This is a genomic window from Dermabacter sp. Marseille-Q3180 (assembly GCF_940792985.1).
Taxonomy (GTDB): Bacteria; Actinomycetota; Actinomycetes; order Actinomycetales; family Dermabacteraceae; genus Dermabacter; species Dermabacter vaginalis.
Map to the genome: position 1 here is coordinate 162,962 of NZ_CALNWU010000004.1, position 17,729 is coordinate 180,690.

14 protein-coding genes are annotated in these 17,729 nt (G+C 62.0%); 6 read left to right on the forward strand and 8 right to left on the reverse strand.

Translation table 11 applies throughout. The annotated features are described in order from the left end of the window. Window positions 1–41: 41 nt before the first annotated feature. Genes NBW56_RS09890 through NBW56_RS09905 form a run of 4 tightly spaced genes read right to left on the reverse strand, consistent with a single transcriptional unit; the run spans window position 42 to window position 6,476 of the window. Window positions 42–1,565 carry a beta-N-acetylhexosaminidase gene (locus tag NBW56_RS09890; RefSeq protein WP_250259117.1) on the reverse strand — a complete coding sequence of 508 codons (1,524 nt, stop codon included), beginning with the start codon at window positions 1,563–1,565 and terminating at the stop codon, window positions 42–44. After that, window positions 1,562–2,236 carry an HAD family hydrolase gene (locus NBW56_RS09895; protein WP_250259118.1) on the reverse strand — a complete coding sequence of 225 codons (675 nt, stop codon included), beginning with the start codon at window positions 2,234–2,236 and terminating at the stop codon, window positions 1,562–1,564. Before NBW56_RS09895 ends, NBW56_RS09890 begins: the two co-directional genes overlap by 4 nt. Next, a complete protein-coding gene (locus NBW56_RS09900; protein WP_250259119.1) occupies window positions 2,233–3,288 on the reverse strand; it encodes an alkaline phosphatase family protein in 1,056 nt (351 codons plus the stop codon). The genes NBW56_RS09895 and NBW56_RS09900 overlap by 4 nt, the downstream gene beginning before the upstream one ends. Continuing rightward, the gene (locus NBW56_RS09905; RefSeq protein ID WP_250259125.1) at window positions 3,285–6,476 is read right to left on the reverse strand and encodes an alpha-mannosidase; all 3,192 of its coding nucleotides are present in this window, start codon (window positions 6,474–6,476) and stop codon (window positions 3,285–3,287) included. Before NBW56_RS09905 ends, NBW56_RS09900 begins: the two co-directional genes overlap by 4 nt. A gap of 393 nt (window positions 6,477–6,869) precedes the next feature. Here NBW56_RS09905 and NBW56_RS09910 point away from each other — a divergent pair, with 393 nt between their 5' ends. The 3 genes from NBW56_RS09910 to NBW56_RS09920 are packed head-to-tail and all read left to right on the forward strand — an operon-like array spanning window position 6,870 to window position 9,970. Then, window positions 6,870–8,156: an ABC transporter substrate-binding protein gene (locus tag NBW56_RS09910; protein WP_250259127.1), complete on the forward strand. Its 1,287-nt coding sequence runs from the start codon at window positions 6,870–6,872 to the stop codon at window positions 8,154–8,156. A 5-nt stretch (window positions 8,157–8,161) separates the two neighbouring features. Next, the gene (locus NBW56_RS09915) at window positions 8,162–9,082 is read left to right on the forward strand and encodes a carbohydrate ABC transporter permease (RefSeq protein ID WP_250259137.1); all 921 of its coding nucleotides are present in this window, start codon (window positions 8,162–8,164) and stop codon (window positions 9,080–9,082) included. 12 nt (window positions 9,083–9,094) lie between these two features. After that, window positions 9,095–9,970 carry a carbohydrate ABC transporter permease gene (locus NBW56_RS09920; protein ID WP_250259139.1) on the forward strand — a complete coding sequence of 292 codons (876 nt, stop codon included), beginning with the start codon at window positions 9,095–9,097 and terminating at the stop codon, window positions 9,968–9,970. A 182-nt stretch (window positions 9,971–10,152) separates the two neighbouring features. Here NBW56_RS09920 and NBW56_RS09925 read toward each other — a convergent pair whose 3' ends face one another. Next, entirely contained in the window at window positions 10,153–10,662 is a 510-nt protein-coding gene (locus tag NBW56_RS09925) for an NUDIX domain-containing protein (protein WP_055088877.1), read from the reverse strand. A gap of 482 nt (window positions 10,663–11,144) precedes the next feature. Here NBW56_RS09925 and NBW56_RS09930 point away from each other — a divergent pair, with 482 nt between their 5' ends. Genes NBW56_RS09930 through NBW56_RS09940 form a run of 3 tightly spaced genes read left to right on the forward strand, consistent with a single transcriptional unit; the run spans window position 11,145 to window position 14,248 of the window. Then, complete coding sequence (locus NBW56_RS09930; RefSeq protein WP_250259141.1) at window positions 11,145–12,443, forward strand: extracellular solute-binding protein; 1,299 nt, start codon at window positions 11,145–11,147, stop codon at window positions 12,441–12,443. 5 nt (window positions 12,444–12,448) lie between these two features. Beyond that, entirely contained in the window at window positions 12,449–13,369 is a 921-nt protein-coding gene (locus NBW56_RS09935) for a carbohydrate ABC transporter permease (RefSeq protein WP_250259143.1), read from the forward strand. A gap of 12 nt (window positions 13,370–13,381) precedes the next feature. Continuing rightward, the gene (locus NBW56_RS09940) at window positions 13,382–14,248 is read left to right on the forward strand and encodes a carbohydrate ABC transporter permease (protein WP_250259145.1); all 867 of its coding nucleotides are present in this window, start codon (window positions 13,382–13,384) and stop codon (window positions 14,246–14,248) included. A 67-nt stretch (window positions 14,249–14,315) separates the two neighbouring features. On the opposite strand, the gene NBW56_RS09945 is transcribed toward NBW56_RS09940, so the two are convergent. From NBW56_RS09945 to NBW56_RS09955, 3 genes are all read right to left on the reverse strand, one after another. Further along, on the reverse strand, window positions 14,316–15,704 hold the full coding sequence (locus NBW56_RS09945; protein WP_250259147.1) for an extracellular solute-binding protein: 1,389 nt from the start codon (window positions 15,702–15,704) through the stop codon (window positions 14,316–14,318). A gap of 143 nt (window positions 15,705–15,847) precedes the next feature. Further along, the gene (locus NBW56_RS09950; protein WP_250259149.1) at window positions 15,848–16,792 is read right to left on the reverse strand and encodes a carbohydrate ABC transporter permease; all 945 of its coding nucleotides are present in this window, start codon (window positions 16,790–16,792) and stop codon (window positions 15,848–15,850) included. A gap of 13 nt (window positions 16,793–16,805) precedes the next feature. Further along, the gene (locus NBW56_RS09955) at window positions 16,806–17,690 is read right to left on the reverse strand and encodes a carbohydrate ABC transporter permease (protein ID WP_250259151.1); all 885 of its coding nucleotides are present in this window, start codon (window positions 17,688–17,690) and stop codon (window positions 16,806–16,808) included. Window positions 17,691–17,729 lie beyond the last annotated feature (39 nt).

The window sequence follows — 17,729 nt, forward strand, 5'->3', positions numbered from 1 at the left end:
CAGCACTCTCATGAGCGGCTCACGGCTGAGCCGATCAAAGGCTATTCAGCCGTGCGGCACCAGTTGAGGCCGCGTGCCGTGAGGCGCGAAAGATGCTCCTCCATGGTCGCGAGCTCGCGAGCGTTGCCGGCCGAGCCGGACCACAGCTGCTGCGCAACGGAACACCCGCGCGGCCACAGCAGGTATTCGGCCTTCGCCCAATCGTGCACGTATTCGCTCCACAGCTGGAACTGTGCGCCGAGCAAGGCCCCCTCACCCTCGCCACCCACGGCATCGAGGAGGTCGCTGAGGCCCGCGACCTTGCTGAGCGGGAGGTTCCCACCGATCGTGAGCGGATGGTCCTCGCCCGCATGCTGGCGGTAGTCGAAATAGGTGAATTCGGTCGGGGCGGCGATCGCATCGTGACCCGCGCGCAGTGCCTCTTCGACCGCCTCGGACTTCCGCCACACCATGACGGTCGTTCCCTGCGGGACGCCACCCTCAAGAACTTCGTCCCACGCGATCACGCGGCGGTCCATGTCGAGAACGTGAGTACAAATTTCATTCTCGAACCAGGCCTGCGCCTCGGCGGGGGTCGTAGCGCCAATGCGCTCCATTGTTGCGCGCGAAGCCTCATGTTCGCCCCATTCCTTGCCCGGGCATTCGTCGCCACCGACGTGGATCGGCGAGCCCGGGAAAAGGGTGGCGACATCCGTGAGCACGGCGCGGCAGAACTCGACGGCTTCGTCAGTGAGAGCGAGGACGTGCTCGGAGATGCCCCAGCACGTGCGCGGATGCTCGATCGGCACGCAGCCGAGCTCGGGGTAGGCAGCGACGACCGATTCCATGTGACCGGGCATGTCGATCTCGGGGACCACCTGGATGCCGAGCATCCCCGCGCGTTCCACCAGAGCGGTGATCTCCTCGCGCGTGTAGTAACCGCCGCATTCGATGCCGTCATGCTCGGCAACATCGTCGCAGTCGTTTTCGTCGGGAGGCGGCTGATGCCCCGCGAGGGTCCCGGGGCGCGTGGATCCCTTCTCGATGAGCTTCGGGAAGCCCTCGATGGGAATGCGCCAGCCCTGATCGTCGGTGAGGTGAAGGTGCAGCACGTTGAGCTTGTGCATCGCCATGACCTCGAGGTGCCTGTAGAGCCCTTCGAGGGGAAGGAAGTTGCGGGCCACGTCGATGTGGGAGCCACGCCAGTGGTAGCGCGGGGCGTCCTCGATCTCGACACACGGCACGACGAGGGAGGAGGGCTCCAAGGGGCCGGCGGAGTAGATTGCGGGCGGGAGGAGCTGGAGGAGCGTCTGCACGGCCCAGCCGGCGCCGCGGTCGTCGGCACTTTCGATGCGGATGCCCTCGGTGCTCACACGCATGCGGTAAGCCTCCTCGCCGAGCGAGGGATCGTGGGCAAACTCGATTCCGCCAGCACCGTCGCTCGTGCGCACGCCCGCGGCACGACCGAGCCGTTCCTCAAGATACGCGGCAGCGTTCCCACCACCCACGATCGGGAGGGGTGAAGGAAGAGCGTACTCGCCGCCTGTTTCGCGCACGATTGTCGGTTCGGGGATGAGGGTTCTCATGTCAGCTTCTCCGGTGTCCACGAGGTCACAATGTCATCGTTGAGAGTATCGACCGCGGCTGAGCCGATTCCTCGCGCAGCGTCGCCGATCGTCACGACGAACGCACCGGCAGCGACCGCGGCACGGGCACCCGTGGGCGAGTCCTCAAAGATGACGCAGTCGCGTGGATCGACGCCGAGACGCCTTGCAGCTTCGACGTAGAGGTCGGGGGCCGGCTTCGGGTTCATGCCCTCATTGACACCGAGAGCAGCTTTGAAACGGTCTTGCCAGCCAATCGCGCTCACACATTGCTCAACGATCACCTGCGGCGAGTTGGAGCCGATCGCGAGCGGCACGACATTCGCGAGGCGCGACGTGAGGGCGTCGGCTCCGGGCATGGGCTCGAGGTCGACGTCGAGCCGCTCGCGAATCGAGGCCTCGAGCCGTGCACAGACCTCTTTCATCCGGTCCTCGCGCGCGCCCTCGAACCCGAATTCGTCGAGGTAGTCATTGGCGACATCCTCGACGGTGCCGCCGCGATCATCGTGGCCGCGGAAAACCCCACCGGCCTCGCGCCAGAGAGCCGCGGCCGCCTCGTGCCACGCTTTTTCGGAATCGAAAAGCGTGTCGTCCATATCAAAAATGACGCCGGCAACCTTGCCCGGAAGTGCCTCCACCACGGTCGCTTTCACCACTCGAAGGCGAGGTTGCGCGTGGGGCCCACCTGCTCGATGTCGCGGAGCACCCCCACGTTTTCGGCGTCGTAGTTGCCCTGGCTCACGCCCATGGCATCGAGGAGATCCCACATGACCTGTTCGCTATGGAGCACGTCTCGCGAGGTCAGCACCTCGGGCAGAGGCGCACCAAAACGGTGCGTGATGAGGAAGCTGCGACGCACCTCGACCTCATCCTCGCCGTGTCCGCCCTCGGGTTTGTGGCCGTGATCGGTCGTGACGGCGACGAGCCAGTCCTCGCCGAGCTGTTCATAACGCTCGGCGACAGCCTTGACGAGATGGCGCGTGAGCTCGTCAACGTGCCGAATCGCCTCGCGATACTGATCCGATTCCGCGCCATGCGCGTGACCCGCACCGTCGACACCTTCGAAGTACACGACGGCCGCATCGGGACCTTCGTGCAGGAGCTTCCACGTCGCCCAGTGCGCAACGTCATCGTCTGCGCTGTCCAGACCGTCCTTGAGGTCGGGATGGAAAGCCTGGTGCTGGCCCGTGCGCTGCTGGTCCATGCGGTGCTGAAGAAGCGGCCCAAGCCCGTGAGGGGCGCAAAATGCCTCCCACGTAGCCGCAGCGAGTGTGCGCGCGGCAGGGTTCGCAAAGTACACGCGCGAGAGGATGTCGGGGTGGCGCGCGAGATCGTGCCCCACGAACTCGTTCCACCACACGTTGCATTCCTCGTGAGTGGAACCCGTGAGGATCGACGACCACCCGGGCGCGGAATCCGTGGGCGGGGTCATCCACATGGGGGTGATACGCCCGCCCGAGTGGTCGTCCCCGCGTGCAAGCCGGGCGAGCGTGGGCGCGAGGTTCTTCGGGGCCTCTTCGAGCGGGAGGGTGCGGTCGAGCGGGGGGTCGTGGGGTCCGACGGCAGGCTCACCCGCATCGTTCACGGCACGGAATCGGGGATCCGCGTCATGATCGGGCTTCGCGAAGTGCGGATCGGCCGCCACGAATTCGGGAAGGGCCACATCGGCCCTCACACCATCGAGGCAAATAAGCAGGAGTTTCATGCGTGTGCCACCCTCAAGGTCACAATCTGGAATTCGTGCATCGATACTTCGTAGAGCGAGGAATCCTCGCTGCATGCTGTGAGGCCGGGCGCGGCCTCAGGTGTGTCAGTTTCGCGGAGGTTCGTTGCATGAACCTCGCGTGGCGCGGTGGCGAAGCGCACGTGGGCTGTGCCCGCGCGTCCCTCGGCTTCGTGCAGGCGCACGATGAGGTCCCCCGAGCCATCGTCGGCGGGCTTCACGGCGTCAATGAAGGCGAGCGTGTCGCCCTCGTGGAGGTCAATGCTTGCGACGGGGGAGACTTCGAAACCGGGCGTTGCTTCGCGAAGCGGCTGCGTGAGACGAAGCCCGGTCGCATGTGCTTCTTCGAGGCCCGCGTCGCACACAAGGCTGTAGCGAAGCGTATGTTCACCGAGATCGACCTCGGGATCGGGCGCCGTAGCAGAGCGCAAGAGCGTGTAGCCGAACGCCACGCCGCCGCGCCTCTCAGCGCCGGGCGCATCGAGTACGCGCACGTCATGACCGTAGGTCTGCGAGTTCGCGAATGCGACCGCGTAGCCGGGCTCCTCGAGGAGCGCCCAGCGGTGGCCGCTTACCTCGAACTGCGCCTCCTGCCACGACGTGTTCTTCGCAATTGCACGATCGATATGCCCGAACTGGATCTCCGAACGATCCGTGCGGGCATTGAGCGCAAGCGGGAAGCCCACGCGGAGAACGCGATGCTTCTCGCGCCAATCGACGTGCACCTCGAAATCGACCGCGCGCGAATCGGCCTCGAGAGTGATCCGCTGCGTGAACGTAGAATCACCGTGCGCGCGGCGCACCTCGACGCATGACGTGCAAGGCGTGTCGCGTACGACCTTCACCTCGAGTGCCTCGCTCAGCACGGTCTCGCTTCGCTTGTACTGGTGCTGGAGCTCCCACGCATCGAAGCAGCTCGGGAAGTCCGGGTGGATGCTGAGCGCGTTCGCCTTCGCTTCCGGAGCAAGCAACTCCCGGCCGCCTACCTCGAGGTCGCGAAGGGACGACACGAGACCGTTTGCGTCAATCACAACCTCCACGAGGCCGTTGTTGAGCACGGTGCCACCTTCGCGCTTTTCACAGGTCACGGGGTTCTCCGGCTCCACCTCAACCGAGGAGAGAGGTGCAGCGGAAAATGGAGCAACCTCGATAAGCGAGCAGCCGTCGGAATGCTCCCACACCTCGCGGCGAACCACGGGCGAGGGATTGAGAACGGTGGGTTCGGAGCCCGCGAGCGCCGCGGCCTGACCGTGGCCGCCCTCGCGCACCTCGACCTGACTCTTGTGCTCACCTGCGAGGGAGGTGAAGAGCGAGTCGATGAGGGTTTCGATGTCGGTGCGCAGCGCCTCATACTCGGCGCGAGCCTCGCGGTTGACCCAGTGGATCGATGATCCGGGAAGGATGTCGTGGAACTGGAGAAGGAGGGCACGCTGCCACAGCTCCTCAACCTCGCCGAGGGGGTAGTCGATCCCGCGCTCGGTCGCGAGGGCTCCGAGCCATTCGAAAACGGCGAGCTTCGCCTCGACCTCCCGGTTGCCGCGCTTGAGTTCAGCGCTGCTCGTGTACACACCGCGATGGAACTCGAGGTACATTTCGCCACTCCACACGGGAGCGTTCGGGTACTCTTCGCGCGCCTTGTCGAAGAAGCCGTCGGGCGAATCGAACTCAACGCGGGCCGCACCTTCCATATCGGCGAATCGCCGCGCGCGCTCCACCATTTCCGCGACGGGGCCGCCGCCGCCATCACCGTAGCCGTACGGAAGAAGCGAACGCTTCGCTCGACCCTTTTCCTTGAAGTTGCGTTCGGCTTTGTAGACCTCTTCTGGGCTCACGATCGAGTCGTAGCAGTCCACGGGCGGGAAGTGGGTGAAGATGCGGGTGCCGTCGATCCCCTCCCACCAGAAGGTGTGGTGCGGGAGCGTGTTTGTTTGGCTCCAATTGAGCTTTTGCGTAAAGAACGTGGTCATACCACTCAAACGCGCAATCTGCGGAAGTGCCCCCGTGTAGCCGAAGGAATCGGGCAGCCACGTGCACGTGGGGGCAACGCCGAGTTCGCGCTCCATCCAGTTGAGGCCCACGGTGAACTGACGCACGAGAGCCTCGCCGCCGGGGAGGTTGGTGTCGGATTCGACCCACATGCCACCTGCCGGGTGCCACTGGCCGTTCGCGATCGAGTCCTTCACGCGTTCGAACAGCGCCGGTGCGCCGCTCTTGAGCCATGCGTAGTGTTGCGCCGACGTGCACGCAAAGGTGAACTCGGGGTAGTCCTCGGCAAGGGCAAGGACGTTCGAGAAGGTGCGTGCGACCTTGCGGCGCGTTTCACGCAAGGGCCACAGCCACGCGGAATCAATATGCGCGTGTCCCACGGCGCTCATCACCTGGGCGGAGGCTCCGGCACCACTCGCGATCACGGGCGCGAGGTGGGCGCGGGCGGCGTCGGCACCCTCGTGGATACCCTCGGCATCGACGATGTCGGCCACCTCTTCGAGCGTGCGCAGGAGGGTCGCGCGAAGAGTCGAGTCTTTGGGCTGCTCTTTGAGGGTGCCCCAGAGTACCTCGATGTCGAGCCACAGGTGCCACACGCTCTCGTTGCGCACCACGAGATCGGCACCGCCGAACGTCCACACGGGTTTATCGGGGCGAGTCGAGAGATCACCGAGATCGGTGGGGTTGTTCATGTAGTCACCCATGTTGGGATTGGCGCCGGCCTCGATGAAGAGGTCCACATTCCCGTTCTCGTCGAGAAGACTCTCGCCCGCCTTCGCGATCGTTTCGGGAAGGCCCTTGCCCGTGAGTGGGATGAGGCGATTCATGGGGTTGACGCCCTTGAGCGGCGTTCCAGAGGTGGTGTAGGCGAGGCCTTCGGACTGATTGCCAGCCCAATCCCCCTCGAAGCCGAGGTCCACGCGCAGCTGCACGCGCTCAGATTTCACCTCGGTGGGAACCGTGCCCGAAAGCTTGAACCACCACGTGCTCCACGCCGGCCCCCAGCGATCCCCCGAGGCAATCGGGGTATAGCTCGCGCCCGCCGCCGTTGCAAAGTCAACGGGCTCACCCGGCGCCTTCCACGCGGTGACGTGAACGGGCGCGAGAACCCTGAAGAGCTCCTTGCCCAGCCTCTCGTGGAGATGCTCGATGCGGTCCTCCACAAGTGTTGAATCGTCAAACATTCCACCCTCCAGAACATCGCCCTCGTTTCACGGCCAGCACCATAGCTAAACCGCGCACGCAGCGAGCCTATCAGCCACAAAAACACCTCGTGTAACTAAACGCACACCTAATGACCTTTTACCCCTGGGAAGAAACCACGCTTTCGATGAGGCACGACCGGGCATCTCACGCACCGACCCAGAAAAACCCCCATGACAGGGGAAAACACGCCGGAGGCCTAGCTCGAAGAAAGTGCACTCTTCGGTCGGCGCAAACCGCATCGATAAAAGTTTACTTACGTCATCATTTTCCATTTACTTGACGTTAACCGCACGGGTATTGACTGGCACGGCAACGCGGCCGTACAGGAATCATCCACGGCGCATCCCACCGAGGCTTACTTGGAGTTTTCAATGAATATTTCCCGTCGTTCATTCCTCGGAGCCAGCGCGCTCACGCTTGGCCCACTGGCTCTCGTCGGTTGCTCGACGAGCAACTCCGGTTCAAGCGCCGGCGACGGCGACGACTTCATCCTGTGGATGTGGCCCGAGGGCTACGGTGACGACGTTCTCAACGCCGTCAAAGAAAAATTTTCTGACATTTCGCTCCGCCAGGACGTGATCGGCGGCGACTTCAAGCAGAAGCTCACGACGACCTTCAGCGCGGGCTCCGGGCTTCCCGACCTCACCGGCGTCAAAGGCGAAGACATCTCCTTCTTCCTCTCGAAGGCCGACTACTTCGAGGACCTCAACGACCTCGGCGCGAAGGACATCAAAGGCGACTACCTCGACTGGAAGTGGGAGCAAGCCACCACGAAGGACGGCAAGCAGCTCGGCATCCCCACGGACATCGGCCCGACCGCACTCTTCTACCGCTTCGATGTGTTTGAAGAGGCGGGCCTTCCCTCCGATCCCACGGAGCTCGAGAACGCGATCCGCTCGTGGGATGAGTACTTCGAACTCGGCAAGGAACTCATTGCGAAGAAGCCCGGCACCTTCCTCGTTCGAAACACGGCCAGCGTGTTCGGCACGTCTTGGCGTCAGGCCGGTAAGGGCTTCATCGACGAAAACGGCGCGTTCATCGGCGACCAGGAGCACATCCGTGCCGCGTGGGATCTCGCGGTCAAGGCCAACGCTGCCGGCATCAACGGCGCGCTCGCCGCACAGACCACCGACTCGGCGGCAGCAGTGAGCGAGGGACGCCTTCCGGCCGACTTCGGAGCTTCATGGCATCTCGCCGATCTCATGTCGGACGCTCCCGAGACCTCCGGCAAGTGGCACGTGTGCAAGCACCCGGGTGAGGCCGTGAACAAGGGCGGCTCGTTCCTCACCATCCCGAAGGGCGCCAAGGATCCGAAGAAATCGTTCGAGATCCTCTCCTTCATGCTCAACGCCAAGAACCAGGCGCTCGAGTACAAGCACAGCGGAAACTTCCCCGCAGCCCCCGAGGCTCACGCCATGCCTGAAGTTGACGGTGAGGTCGAATTCCTCGGTGGTCAGAAGGCCGCTGAGGTATTTAGCGCTGCCGCCGAAACCGTGCGCCCGCTCTACGAGGATCCGAACTCGGAAGCAGTGAACGCCCCCTTCTACGCGGAACTCGAGCAGGTGGAATCGACAAAGAAGGACCCCGAAAAGGCGTGGAGCGATGCAGTCACGGCTGCCAAGCGCATTGCTGAACAATCCGGCATCAAGGTGAACTGACCACAATGATCGAACCGAAGGCCCGACCACTCGGGACGCGCATCAAACAGGCACTGCCGCAATACCTCGCCATCTCGCCGTACTTTTTCTTCTTCTTCGTGTTCGGCGCGATGCCCGTGGTGTTTACGATGGGGCTCGCGTTCACGAACTGGTCGGGCCTCGGCGATTTCGACGTGATCGGCCTGACGAACTTCAAATACCTCGTCACCGATCCGCTCTTCTATAAATCCCTCGTCAACACCTTGATCTTGTGGGTGATGGGCACGGTTCCTACCCTCGTGTTGGCAACAATCCTGGCGCTTATGCTCAACTCAACGCTCAGGTTCTCGACGACCTACAAGGTCATCTACCTCATCCCGAACATCACCTCGATGGTCGCGATGGGCATGCTCTTCAGCTCGATCTTTTCCAGTCAGTTCGGCGTAGCCAACGTTCTCATCAACCTGGTGGGGTTCGATAACATCGCCTGGCTGCAAAACGAGTGGGGCATAAAAATCGCCATCTCGTGCCTCACCACCTGGGCATTCGTGGGCTACAACGCCCTGCTGATTTTGGCTGGGCTTCAAGCGATCGATAAGTCCCTCTACGAAGCCGCGGCACTCGACGGGGCGAACTCGTGGCAAATCTTCTTCCGCATCACGCTCCCGCAGTTGCGGCCCATCGTGCTGTTCGTGACTCTCATGTCCACGATCGGCTCCCTTCAAAGCTTCACCGAGTCACAAGTTCTTACGTCCTCCAATAATTCAGGGGCAGCTAACTCCGGCGGCGTCAATAACTCGGGCCTCACGATGGTCATGTACTTCTACTCGGTGGCATTCCAAGAAAACCGCTACGGCTACGGCGCCGCAATCGCGTGGGGAGTGTTCATCGTGGTCATGTTCTTCTCGATCATCAACTGGCTCGTCACGCGCGAGAAAAAGGACTAGGGGAGCAACGTCATGAGTTCGACTACGCAAGCAAAGCCCCTCGCGAACGCGGTTCCACGCAGGCGAAAGCCCATTCGCCTTTCAACCGTGCTGAAATACGTCGCCCTCACGCTCGGCGCGCTCATTTCGCTGTTCCCGTTCTACTGGATGTTCATCCTCGCGACACACCCTTCATCTGCGATCTTCAAGTTTCCGCCAGATGTTCTCCCCGGCGATCGACTCGGCCAAAACATCGGAACGATCACCTCGAAGATCAACATCTGGGCAGCGATGGGCAACACGCTTGTCGTAGCAGTGTCCGTGACGGTCCTCGCCCTCATCATCGCGTCCCTCACCGCGTTTACGTTTGCGAAGTTTGATTTTCCGGGTAAGCGCGGTCTGTTCCTCATCGTCATGGCGACGTTCCTCTTGCCGAGCCAGCTCGCGAGCATCCCGCAGTTTCTCTTTATGAGCAAACTCGGCTGGACCGGCGATCTCAAAGCCCTCGTGTTCCCCTCACTCGCGAGTGCCTTCGGCGTGTTCTGGCTTCGGCAATACGCCACTAATTCCATCCCCACCGAGCTGCTCGAAGCAGCCCGCATGGATGGCTGCGGGTTCTTCCGCCAGTACCTTCACGTGTGCCTGCCGATCATCAAGCCGGCACTCGCGTTCCTTGGAATGTTCACCTTCATCGGCGCGTGGAACGACTTCATGTGGCCCCTCATCGTGCTCACCGACCCCAGCAAGCTGACACTTCAGGTCGCGCTGAGTCAGCTCAAGACTGCCCACGGCAGCGATTACGGCATGCTCATGGCCTCGGCCCTCATCGCGGTGGTGCCGCTCATCCTCGTGTTCATCATCGGAGCGAAACAGTTCATCGCCGGCATCGCAGAGGGAGCCCTCAAGTAGCCCTCCCTCGTGCGTACGCATGACAGCCATATAACGCCGTCAATCCGCGATGGGTAGATCACGCGATGGGTGGAGCATGTGTGGCCCGTCGCGGGGCACCACTTTGCTCGTGGGGTTCAGCGGTTGCACGGCGACCGTCGGAATTTCCGACGCCTGCCCACCTCGCGGCGCTCCTGCGGTCTTTACGGTGCTTCCGCACTCCCGTCTTTCTTGACTGAAAAGAGATCCGCATCTGCGCGGCCCTCAAGCACGTCAAGTGCGTGACGCACCCGCTCGGCACCCCACGGTGAGAGGATGGCCGCCTCGCTCGGGTCGATGAGCGCCCAATCCTCAAGTTCCGCCTCCTGGATGCGCACGCTTTCGCGAAGTTCCGCCTCGGGAACAACTCCGGCGTCGAACACAAAGTGAACGCCCATGGGCGCGCCGTATGCCGCGCTCGAGGGCACCCAGCTCACCGAGAGCAGCCGGCCCACGGAAAGATCGAGGGCGAGCTCTTCCATGAGTTCGCGTTTCGTGGCTTCTCGCGGATCCTCCCCCGCGTCTACCCCACCGCCGGGCAAAAGCCAGTGATCACGGTAGTTGGGCTTCTCTACGAGGATGCGATCCTTGTCGTCACGAATGATCGCGGCGCCGGAGCTGAAAACCTTGGGCAGCTGCTGGTAGAAGTACGGGTTCGGGAGGAGGTCGCTCATGCCTCCACGGTAGCGATCGCTTCTTGATCAGTGAAGGACCGGCGGGTACATGCCGCGGCCGTCCACCTCGCGATCACACTCGCAAAGCGCAACATTTTGTATACCGGAAAATGGTGCCAGGGTTTCTCCTACGGCCACAGGGAAAGCGCAATAGCGCCCGGTCGCGCACGCCGCTACCCCAGGGAACTTTCCTTGTCCCTAGCGAGACTTGCCGTAGGCAGGACCCTGCGTGCGGCAGTCCCCCGCGTTCGAGCTATACTCAAAACGGCAGCGAAGCCACTGTTTTAGTGGGGGCACTGCCGCCCCACCCCACCACCGTCGGTGGGGTACCACTAAGAAAACACCTATGTGAAGTCGCAAACGCAACCTCGCATGTATACACAACATCAATAGCTGGAGGTAGGTTTAGCGTTCTCGTTGAGCCTTCACGGCTCATCCGCCCGCTTCCTCACCCACCTCCTTTCCGATTAACGGAGTTTTTCATGGACATCTCACGCCGTTCACTTCTGGGCGCGAGCGCACTCGCTTTCGGCCCCCTCGCCCTCACCCTCACGGGCTGCTCGACCGGTAGCTCGAGCTCCTCCTCCGGAAGCGGAGGGTCGAACGACTTCACTCTCTGGACCTGGCCCGAAGGGTACAGCGAGGACACTCTCAAGGCCGTCAAGGAGAAGTTCCCTGACATCAACTTCCGCCAAAACGTCATTGGCGGCGACTTCAAGCAGAAACTCACCACGACCTTCAGTTCTGGCTCCGGTCTCCCCGACATCACGGGCGTCAAGGGCGAAGACATCGCCTTCTTCCGCTCGAAGACCGACTACTTCGAAGACCTTAACGACCTCGGTGCGAAAGACATCAAGGGCGACTACCTCGACTGGAAGTGGGAGCAAGCGACCGCCAAGGACGGCAAGCAGCTCGGTGTTCCGATTGACATTGGCCCCACGGCGCTCTTCTACCGCATCGACGTTTTCGAAGAGGCGGGCCTCCCCTTTGAGCCCGCCGAGCTCGAAGCCGCAATCCGCACGTGGGACGAATTCTTCGAGGTGGGCAAGGAACTCATCGCGAACAAACCGGGCACGTACCTCATCCGCAACATTTCGGGTGTCTTCAGCACCTCGTACCGTCAAAGCGGCAAGGGGTTCATCGACGAAGAAGGCCTGTTCATCGGCGATCAGGACCACGTGCGCGAAGCGTGGGATCTGTCAGTCAAGGCGCACCAAGCCGGTATCAATGCCGCGCTCGACTCGAACACGACTGACGCCGCCGCAGCCGTCAACGAAGGCCGCCTGCCTGCCGACTTCGGCGCGTCCTGGCACCTCGCCGACATGAAAGTCGACGCCCCCGAGACGGCCGGCAAGTGGCGCGTGTGCAAGCACCCGGGTGAAGCAGTCAACCAGGGCGGCTCATTCCTCACGATCCCGAAGGGCGCCAAGGATCCGAAGAAGTCCTTCGAAATCCTGTCCTTCATCCTCAACGCGAAGAATCAGGCCGTCGAATACACCTTCAGCGGCAACTTCCCCGCGGCAACCGAGGCTCACTCGATGCCGGAGGTTGACGGCGAGGTCGAATTCCTCGGTGGCCAGAAGGCTGCTGAGGTGTTCAGCGCCGCCGCCGAAACCGTGCGCCCGCTCTACGAAGATCCGAACTCCGAAGCTGTCATCGCACCGTTTACCGCTGAGCTAGAGCAGGTCGAAGCCTCCGGCAAGGATCCCGAAAAGGCGTGGAACGACGCTGTCACGGCCTCAAAGCGCATCGCAGAACAGTCCGGCATCAAGGTGAACTAACGATCATGACAACTCCCCAACCCCGGCCACTCGGGACACGCATACGAAAGGCGCTACCGCAGTACCTGGCCATTTCGCCGTACTTTTTCTTCTTCCTCATGTTCGGCGCGATGCCGGTCGTCTTCACGATGGCGCTCGCGTTTACGAACTGGTCGGGGTTGGGCGAACTCCAATGGATCGGTGGCACGAACTTCAAATATCTCGTCACCGATCCGCTCTTCTACAAGTCCCTCCGCAATACCCTGATCCTGTGGGTCATGGGAACCGTCCCCACCCTCATCCTGGCGACGATTCTCGCGCTCATGCTCAATTCGACGCTGAGGTTCTCCACGACCTACAAGGTCATCTACCTCATCCCCAACATCACCTCGATGGTCGCGATGGGTTTGCTTTTTAGTTCGATCTTCGCGAGCCAGTTCGGCATCGCCAACGCGTTCGTCAACATTTTGGGCTTCGAAAACATCCCGTGGTTGAAAACGGAATGGGGCATCAAGATTGCGATCTCGTGCCTCACCACCTGGGCATTCGTGGGGTACAACGCGCTTTTGATCCTCGCGGGGCTGCAGGCGATCGATAAATCTCTCTACGAAGCCGCGGCACTCGACGGCGCAAACTCCTGGCAGATCTTCTTCCGCATCACCCTCCCCCAGCTGCGCCCGATCATCCTGTTTGTGACGCTTATGTCCACGATCGGCTCGCTCCAAAGCTTCACCGAGTCTCAGGTCCTCACGTCATCGGACAGCGGCGGTGCCGCGAACGCGGGCGGCATCAACAACTCGGGCCTCACGATGGTCATGTACTTCTACTCCGTAGCGTTCCAGGAGAACCGCTACGGCTACGGCGCCGCGATCGCGTGGGGAGTCTTCATCGTGGTCATGTTCTTCTCGATCATCAACTGGCTCGTGACCCGCGAGAAAAAGGACTAAGGAATCACCGCCATGACAGCACACACTCAAAACGCGGCCGTTCCTCAGCGCCGCAAGCGGATTCGCCCGCTCGATGTTCTCAAGCACCTGGCTCTCGCCGTGGGCGCGCTCTTCTCGCTTTTCCCGTTCTACTGGATGTTCGTTCTCGCCACCCACCCCTCTTCCGCGATCTACAAGTTCCCTCCGGCAGTGCTGCCCGGGGATCGCCTCGGCACAAACATCGAAACGATCACCTCGAAGATCAACATTTGGGCGGCGATGGGCAATACTCTCGTCGTGGCCCTCTCGGTCACGGTGCTCGGGCTTTTCATCTCTTCGATTACGGCGTTCACGTTCGCGAAATTCGAGTTTCCCGGTAAGCACGGGCTGTTCCTCGTCATCATGGCCACGTTCCTTTTGCCGGCGCAGCTCGCGAGCATCCCGCAGTTCCTCCTCATGAGTAAGCTCGGCTGGACCGGCGACCTCAAGGCGCTCATCTTCCCGTCGCTCGCGAGTGCGTTCGGCGTGTTCTGGCTGCGGCAGTACGCCACGAACTCGATTTCAACGGAACTCTTGGAGGCCGCCCGCATGGATGGCTGCGGGTTCTTCCGCCAGTACCTTCACGTGTGCCTGCCGATCATCAAACCGGCACTCGCGTTCCTTGGAATGTTCACCTTCATCGGCGCGTGGAACGACTTCATGTGGCCCCTCATCGTGCTCACGAACCCCGATAAGCTCACTCTTCAGGTGGCGCTGAGCCAGCTCAAAACCGCCCACGGCAGCGACTACGGCATGCTCATGGCCTCAGCACTGATCGCGGTGGTGCCGCTCATCCTCGTGTTCATCATCGGCGCGAAACAGTTCATCGCCGGTATCGCAGAGGGCGCGGTTAAGGCATAGGCGCCCGCTCGGGCCTCGGGGTCCGACGGTTGCCTCGGAGACGCGGTTGCACCATTTTCAGGAGCGCTTACGCCCCACGTATTTCGACGTTCTCCTCGCCCACGAGCTCGGTGAGCTTCGAGTCGTACCAGGCCGCGGCCTGCTCGGGCGTTTTATCGCCCACCATCACGAAATCCATCGCCTCCTGAAGGGCGGTCGAGACTTCGGGATAGATCGCAAATGCGGGGCGATAGTTCGCGGCTTCGAGCATGTCGGTGAAAAATCCGACGGTTGGCGAAGAAGATCTATACTCCTCGTTCTCCGCGATGTCCCTCCTCGTGGTGAGGGTTCCGCCGGAGATGTTTCGCTGCACCTGGTTCTCGAGTGAGCACAGCTCTTTAATGAGCTCGAAAGACATGTCGCGATCGCGCGCGTGGGTGGGAATCGTCCATCCCCACCCGCCCGACAGCGTCGTCGAGCCCGGGGCTTCGCCGTGCTGGGTGGGCATGGCAGCAACACCCACGTCTTCCGGCCAAGTTGGCCACGGCGCGAGGCTCCCCTCTGCCCACAGGAACGAAATCCACGAGCCGTCTACAAGGATGCCCAGCTCACCTTCGGGGAACATCGTGGCCTGCACGGCATCCATGAGGTTCGGGTCAAAGTGGCGGGCGACGGGCAGTGTAAGGCCCTCATCAAATTGACGCTTGAAGAACGCTAGAGAGTCGATAAAACCTTGCGAACCCGCAACCCATTTTTGTGTGTCTGGGTTGTAGAGCGTGTCCTTCGTACCGTAGAGAAGCATCTCGAGCCCCTGCATCGAGGCCGTCTCCCCTTGGGCCTTTCCACAGAACATGAACATGCCGGTCGCGCCGATGTTGGCGTCGCGAATCACCGCGGCGGTTTCGGCGATCTCATCCCATGTTCGGGGCTGCCACTGGGTGGGCAGCCCCGCCTTTTCGAACACTCGCTTGTTGTAGTAGATGCCTCGCGTATCGGTCTCGGTGGGAACGAAGTGCACTCGTCCGTCGGGGTCCTTGGCAGCGTCCTTGGAGGCCGGGTAGAAGCTGTCCCAGGCCTCCCATTTCTCCACGAGGTCGTCGATCGGCTGGAGGTAGCCGGCAGCGATATCCGATTGCAAGATGAAGGAGTCTTCGAAGACCACGTCGGGGCAGCTGCGCGGCGAGGCCATGAGCAGTTCGTTCTTCGTGAAGTAGTCGTTGGTCGACGCGACAATCGGCACGAGTTCAACGCTCGTGCCCGGGTTTTTCGCGGTAAACGCCTCCGCAATCCCCGCGAGCCACCGCTGGAGGTTCGTGTCGGAACCAAACTGTTGGAAGGCGAGCCGCAAAGTGGAGGCACCGCGCTCGGCGCCGCATCCCGCAAGCATGGCGAGCGGAAGCGTAGCCGCAATACCGCCCGCGACCTTGAGGAAAGTGCGGCGGGACGCCCCGCTCGTGACTGCCACGGGTGAGTGCATTGCCACCGTCCTCTCGCTCATGCGCCAGCCGGTCCGCTCGGCTGGAAGCGCCTCGCTTTCCAGGTATCTATCCCGGCGAGGTCTCCCCTAGCTTACCGATGGCGGCGCTGAGCGCGACTTTCGCGTTCGCGAAGCGGAGATGCTCAGCCCTTCACCGCGCCGTCCTCAACGCCCTTGAAGAAGAAACGCTGGAACACGGCGAAGAAGATGATGATCGGCACAAGCGCGATCATGGTACCCGCGGCGATAACGCGCGGGTTCGAGCCAAAGTTTGAGTTGAGGTACTGCATGCCTACGGTGAGCGTGTATTTGTCGGGATCGCTCAGCACGAGCAGCGGCCACAGGAAGTCATCCCACCCTCCAATGAAGGCAAAGATCGCGACGACACTGGCCATGCCGCGCACGTTCGGCCACACCACCCTCGTGACGATTTGCCACGTGCTCGCACCATCGATGACGGCCGCATCGAGAAGAGCCGGCGGAATCGAGCGGCATGCCGCCATCATGAGAAGCACGTTGACCGCCCCAATGAGACCGGGCAGAACAACACCAGCGAGAGAGTCAGCGAGACCGAGCGACTTGATCGTGAGGAACTGACTCATAAGGGTCACTTCCCCGGGCAGAAGCAACGTAGAGAAAAGAATTCCGAGGGCGAGCTTCTTGCCTTTGAATTTGAGGCAGCCAAGGGCATAGCCCGCGAGGGTCGAAAACACGACGTTCGCAATCGCTAGGGTCACGGCAACGATGAGCGAGTGCCACGCGTAGCCGAGAATCGGCACGGTGTTCGCGACCTCCACGTAGTTGTGGAGCGTGAAATCGCTCGGAAGGAGCGACGGCGGGAACTGGTAGATCGGGTCCCTCGGCCCCTTGAAGCTCGTACTGAGCTGCCACAGGAACGGCCCCACCGACACGAGGAAAACCACGACGAGCAAAACGTAGCGCACGATCAAACCGGCAAGCGTCGGCTTGTTAAATCCCCCTGATTCCTTGCTGCGCCACGGGCGGTTCGTGTTGCGGTACGTGCGTGGGGAGGGAGTTCCGACGGTTGCCTTGCGCGCATTGCCGGCTTCAGTTTCAAGAGTGGACATGCCCATCAGCTCCTTAGTGCGCGTTCGAGTCTGGTCGGTTGTTGAGGTAGGCCACGAGAATGAGCGGGCCGACCGTGAAGAGGAAGAGGAGCACGGACAGTGCGGAGGCGTAGCCGAGCCTGCCGTTGAGCCCGGAGCCGACTTGCTGCACGAGCATGACGAGGGAGGATGCTTCGCCGCCGGGGCCGCCCGAGCCTTTCGAGAGCACGTAGAGTTCGGAGAACACGCGCATGCCGCTCACGGTGATCAGTGCGCTCACGAGGAACATGGCACCGCGCACGCCCGGGACGGTCACGGACCAGAAGCGTCGCCAGGCGCTCGCTCCGTCCATAGCCGCAGCCTCGTGAAGCTCATTGCCAACATTGGCGAGGGCCGCGAGGTACACGACCATGTAGTAGCCGAGGCCTTTCCACACGGTGAGGACGACGGCGGTGAAGATGAGTCCCCACCTCGAGGCGAGGAACGGCAGCGGGCCCTCGACAAGACCGAGGAACTGCAGGGTTTCGTTGATGACGCCGCGGGAGTCGAAGAGCCACTGGAAGATGAGGGCTACGACCACAACCGACGCGATCACGGGGAAGTAGAACGTTGTGCGGAAGAACGAAATGCCTGGGATCACGCGGTGGACGAGGAGGGCGAGCAAGAGCGGGAGAAAGGTGAGGAGCGGAACGCAGGCCACAGTGAAGAGCAAGGTTGTTCCGAGCGCGGTCCATACGCGCGCATCGTTGAAGAGGGCCGTGTAATTGTCGAAGGCCACGAAGGTTCCACCCGTGAGGGGACGGGCATTCGTGAAGCTCAAAATGACCGTGTTAAAAAACGGCCACAGTGCGAAAACGAGGACCCACAAAACCGCGGGGCCCACGAGGAGCCACGGCACGTACCACTTGTATGAATGCACGCTATCTCTTCCCTTTCAACGCTGAAGTGTGGAAAGGCC

Bases quoted from the DNA above. Each gene is read 5' to 3' on its own strand.
- NBW56_RS09890 (WP_250259117.1), bottom strand. From the start codon at position 1,565: ATGAGAACCCTCATCCCCGAACCGACAATCGTGCGCGAAACAGGCGGC.
- NBW56_RS09900 (WP_250259119.1), bottom strand. From the start codon at position 3,288: ATGAAACTCCTGCTTATTTGCCTCGATGGTGTGAGGGCCGATGTGGCC.
- NBW56_RS09905 (WP_250259125.1), bottom strand. From the start codon at position 6,476: ATGTTTGACGATTCAACACTTGTGGAGGACCGCATCGAGCATCTCCAC.
- NBW56_RS09910 (WP_250259127.1), top strand. From the start codon at position 6,870: ATGAATATTTCCCGTCGTTCATTCCTCGGAGCCAGCGCGCTCACGCTT.
- NBW56_RS09915 (WP_250259137.1), top strand. From the start codon at position 8,162: ATGATCGAACCGAAGGCCCGACCACTCGGGACGCGCATCAAACAGGCA.
- NBW56_RS09920 (WP_250259139.1), top strand. From the start codon at position 9,095: ATGAGTTCGACTACGCAAGCAAAGCCCCTCGCGAACGCGGTTCCACGC.
- NBW56_RS09925 (WP_055088877.1), bottom strand. From the start codon at position 10,662: ATGAGCGACCTCCTCCCGAACCCGTACTTCTACCAGCAGCTGCCCAAG.
- NBW56_RS09930 (WP_250259141.1), top strand. From the start codon at position 11,145: ATGGACATCTCACGCCGTTCACTTCTGGGCGCGAGCGCACTCGCTTTC.
- NBW56_RS09935 (WP_250259143.1), top strand. From the start codon at position 12,449: ATGACAACTCCCCAACCCCGGCCACTCGGGACACGCATACGAAAGGCG.
- NBW56_RS09940 (WP_250259145.1), top strand. From the start codon at position 13,382: ATGACAGCACACACTCAAAACGCGGCCGTTCCTCAGCGCCGCAAGCGG.
- NBW56_RS09945 (WP_250259147.1), bottom strand. From the start codon at position 15,704: ATGCACTCACCCGTGGCAGTCACGAGCGGGGCGTCCCGCCGCACTTTC.
- NBW56_RS09950 (WP_250259149.1), bottom strand. From the start codon at position 16,792: ATGTCCACTCTTGAAACTGAAGCCGGCAATGCGCGCAAGGCAACCGTC.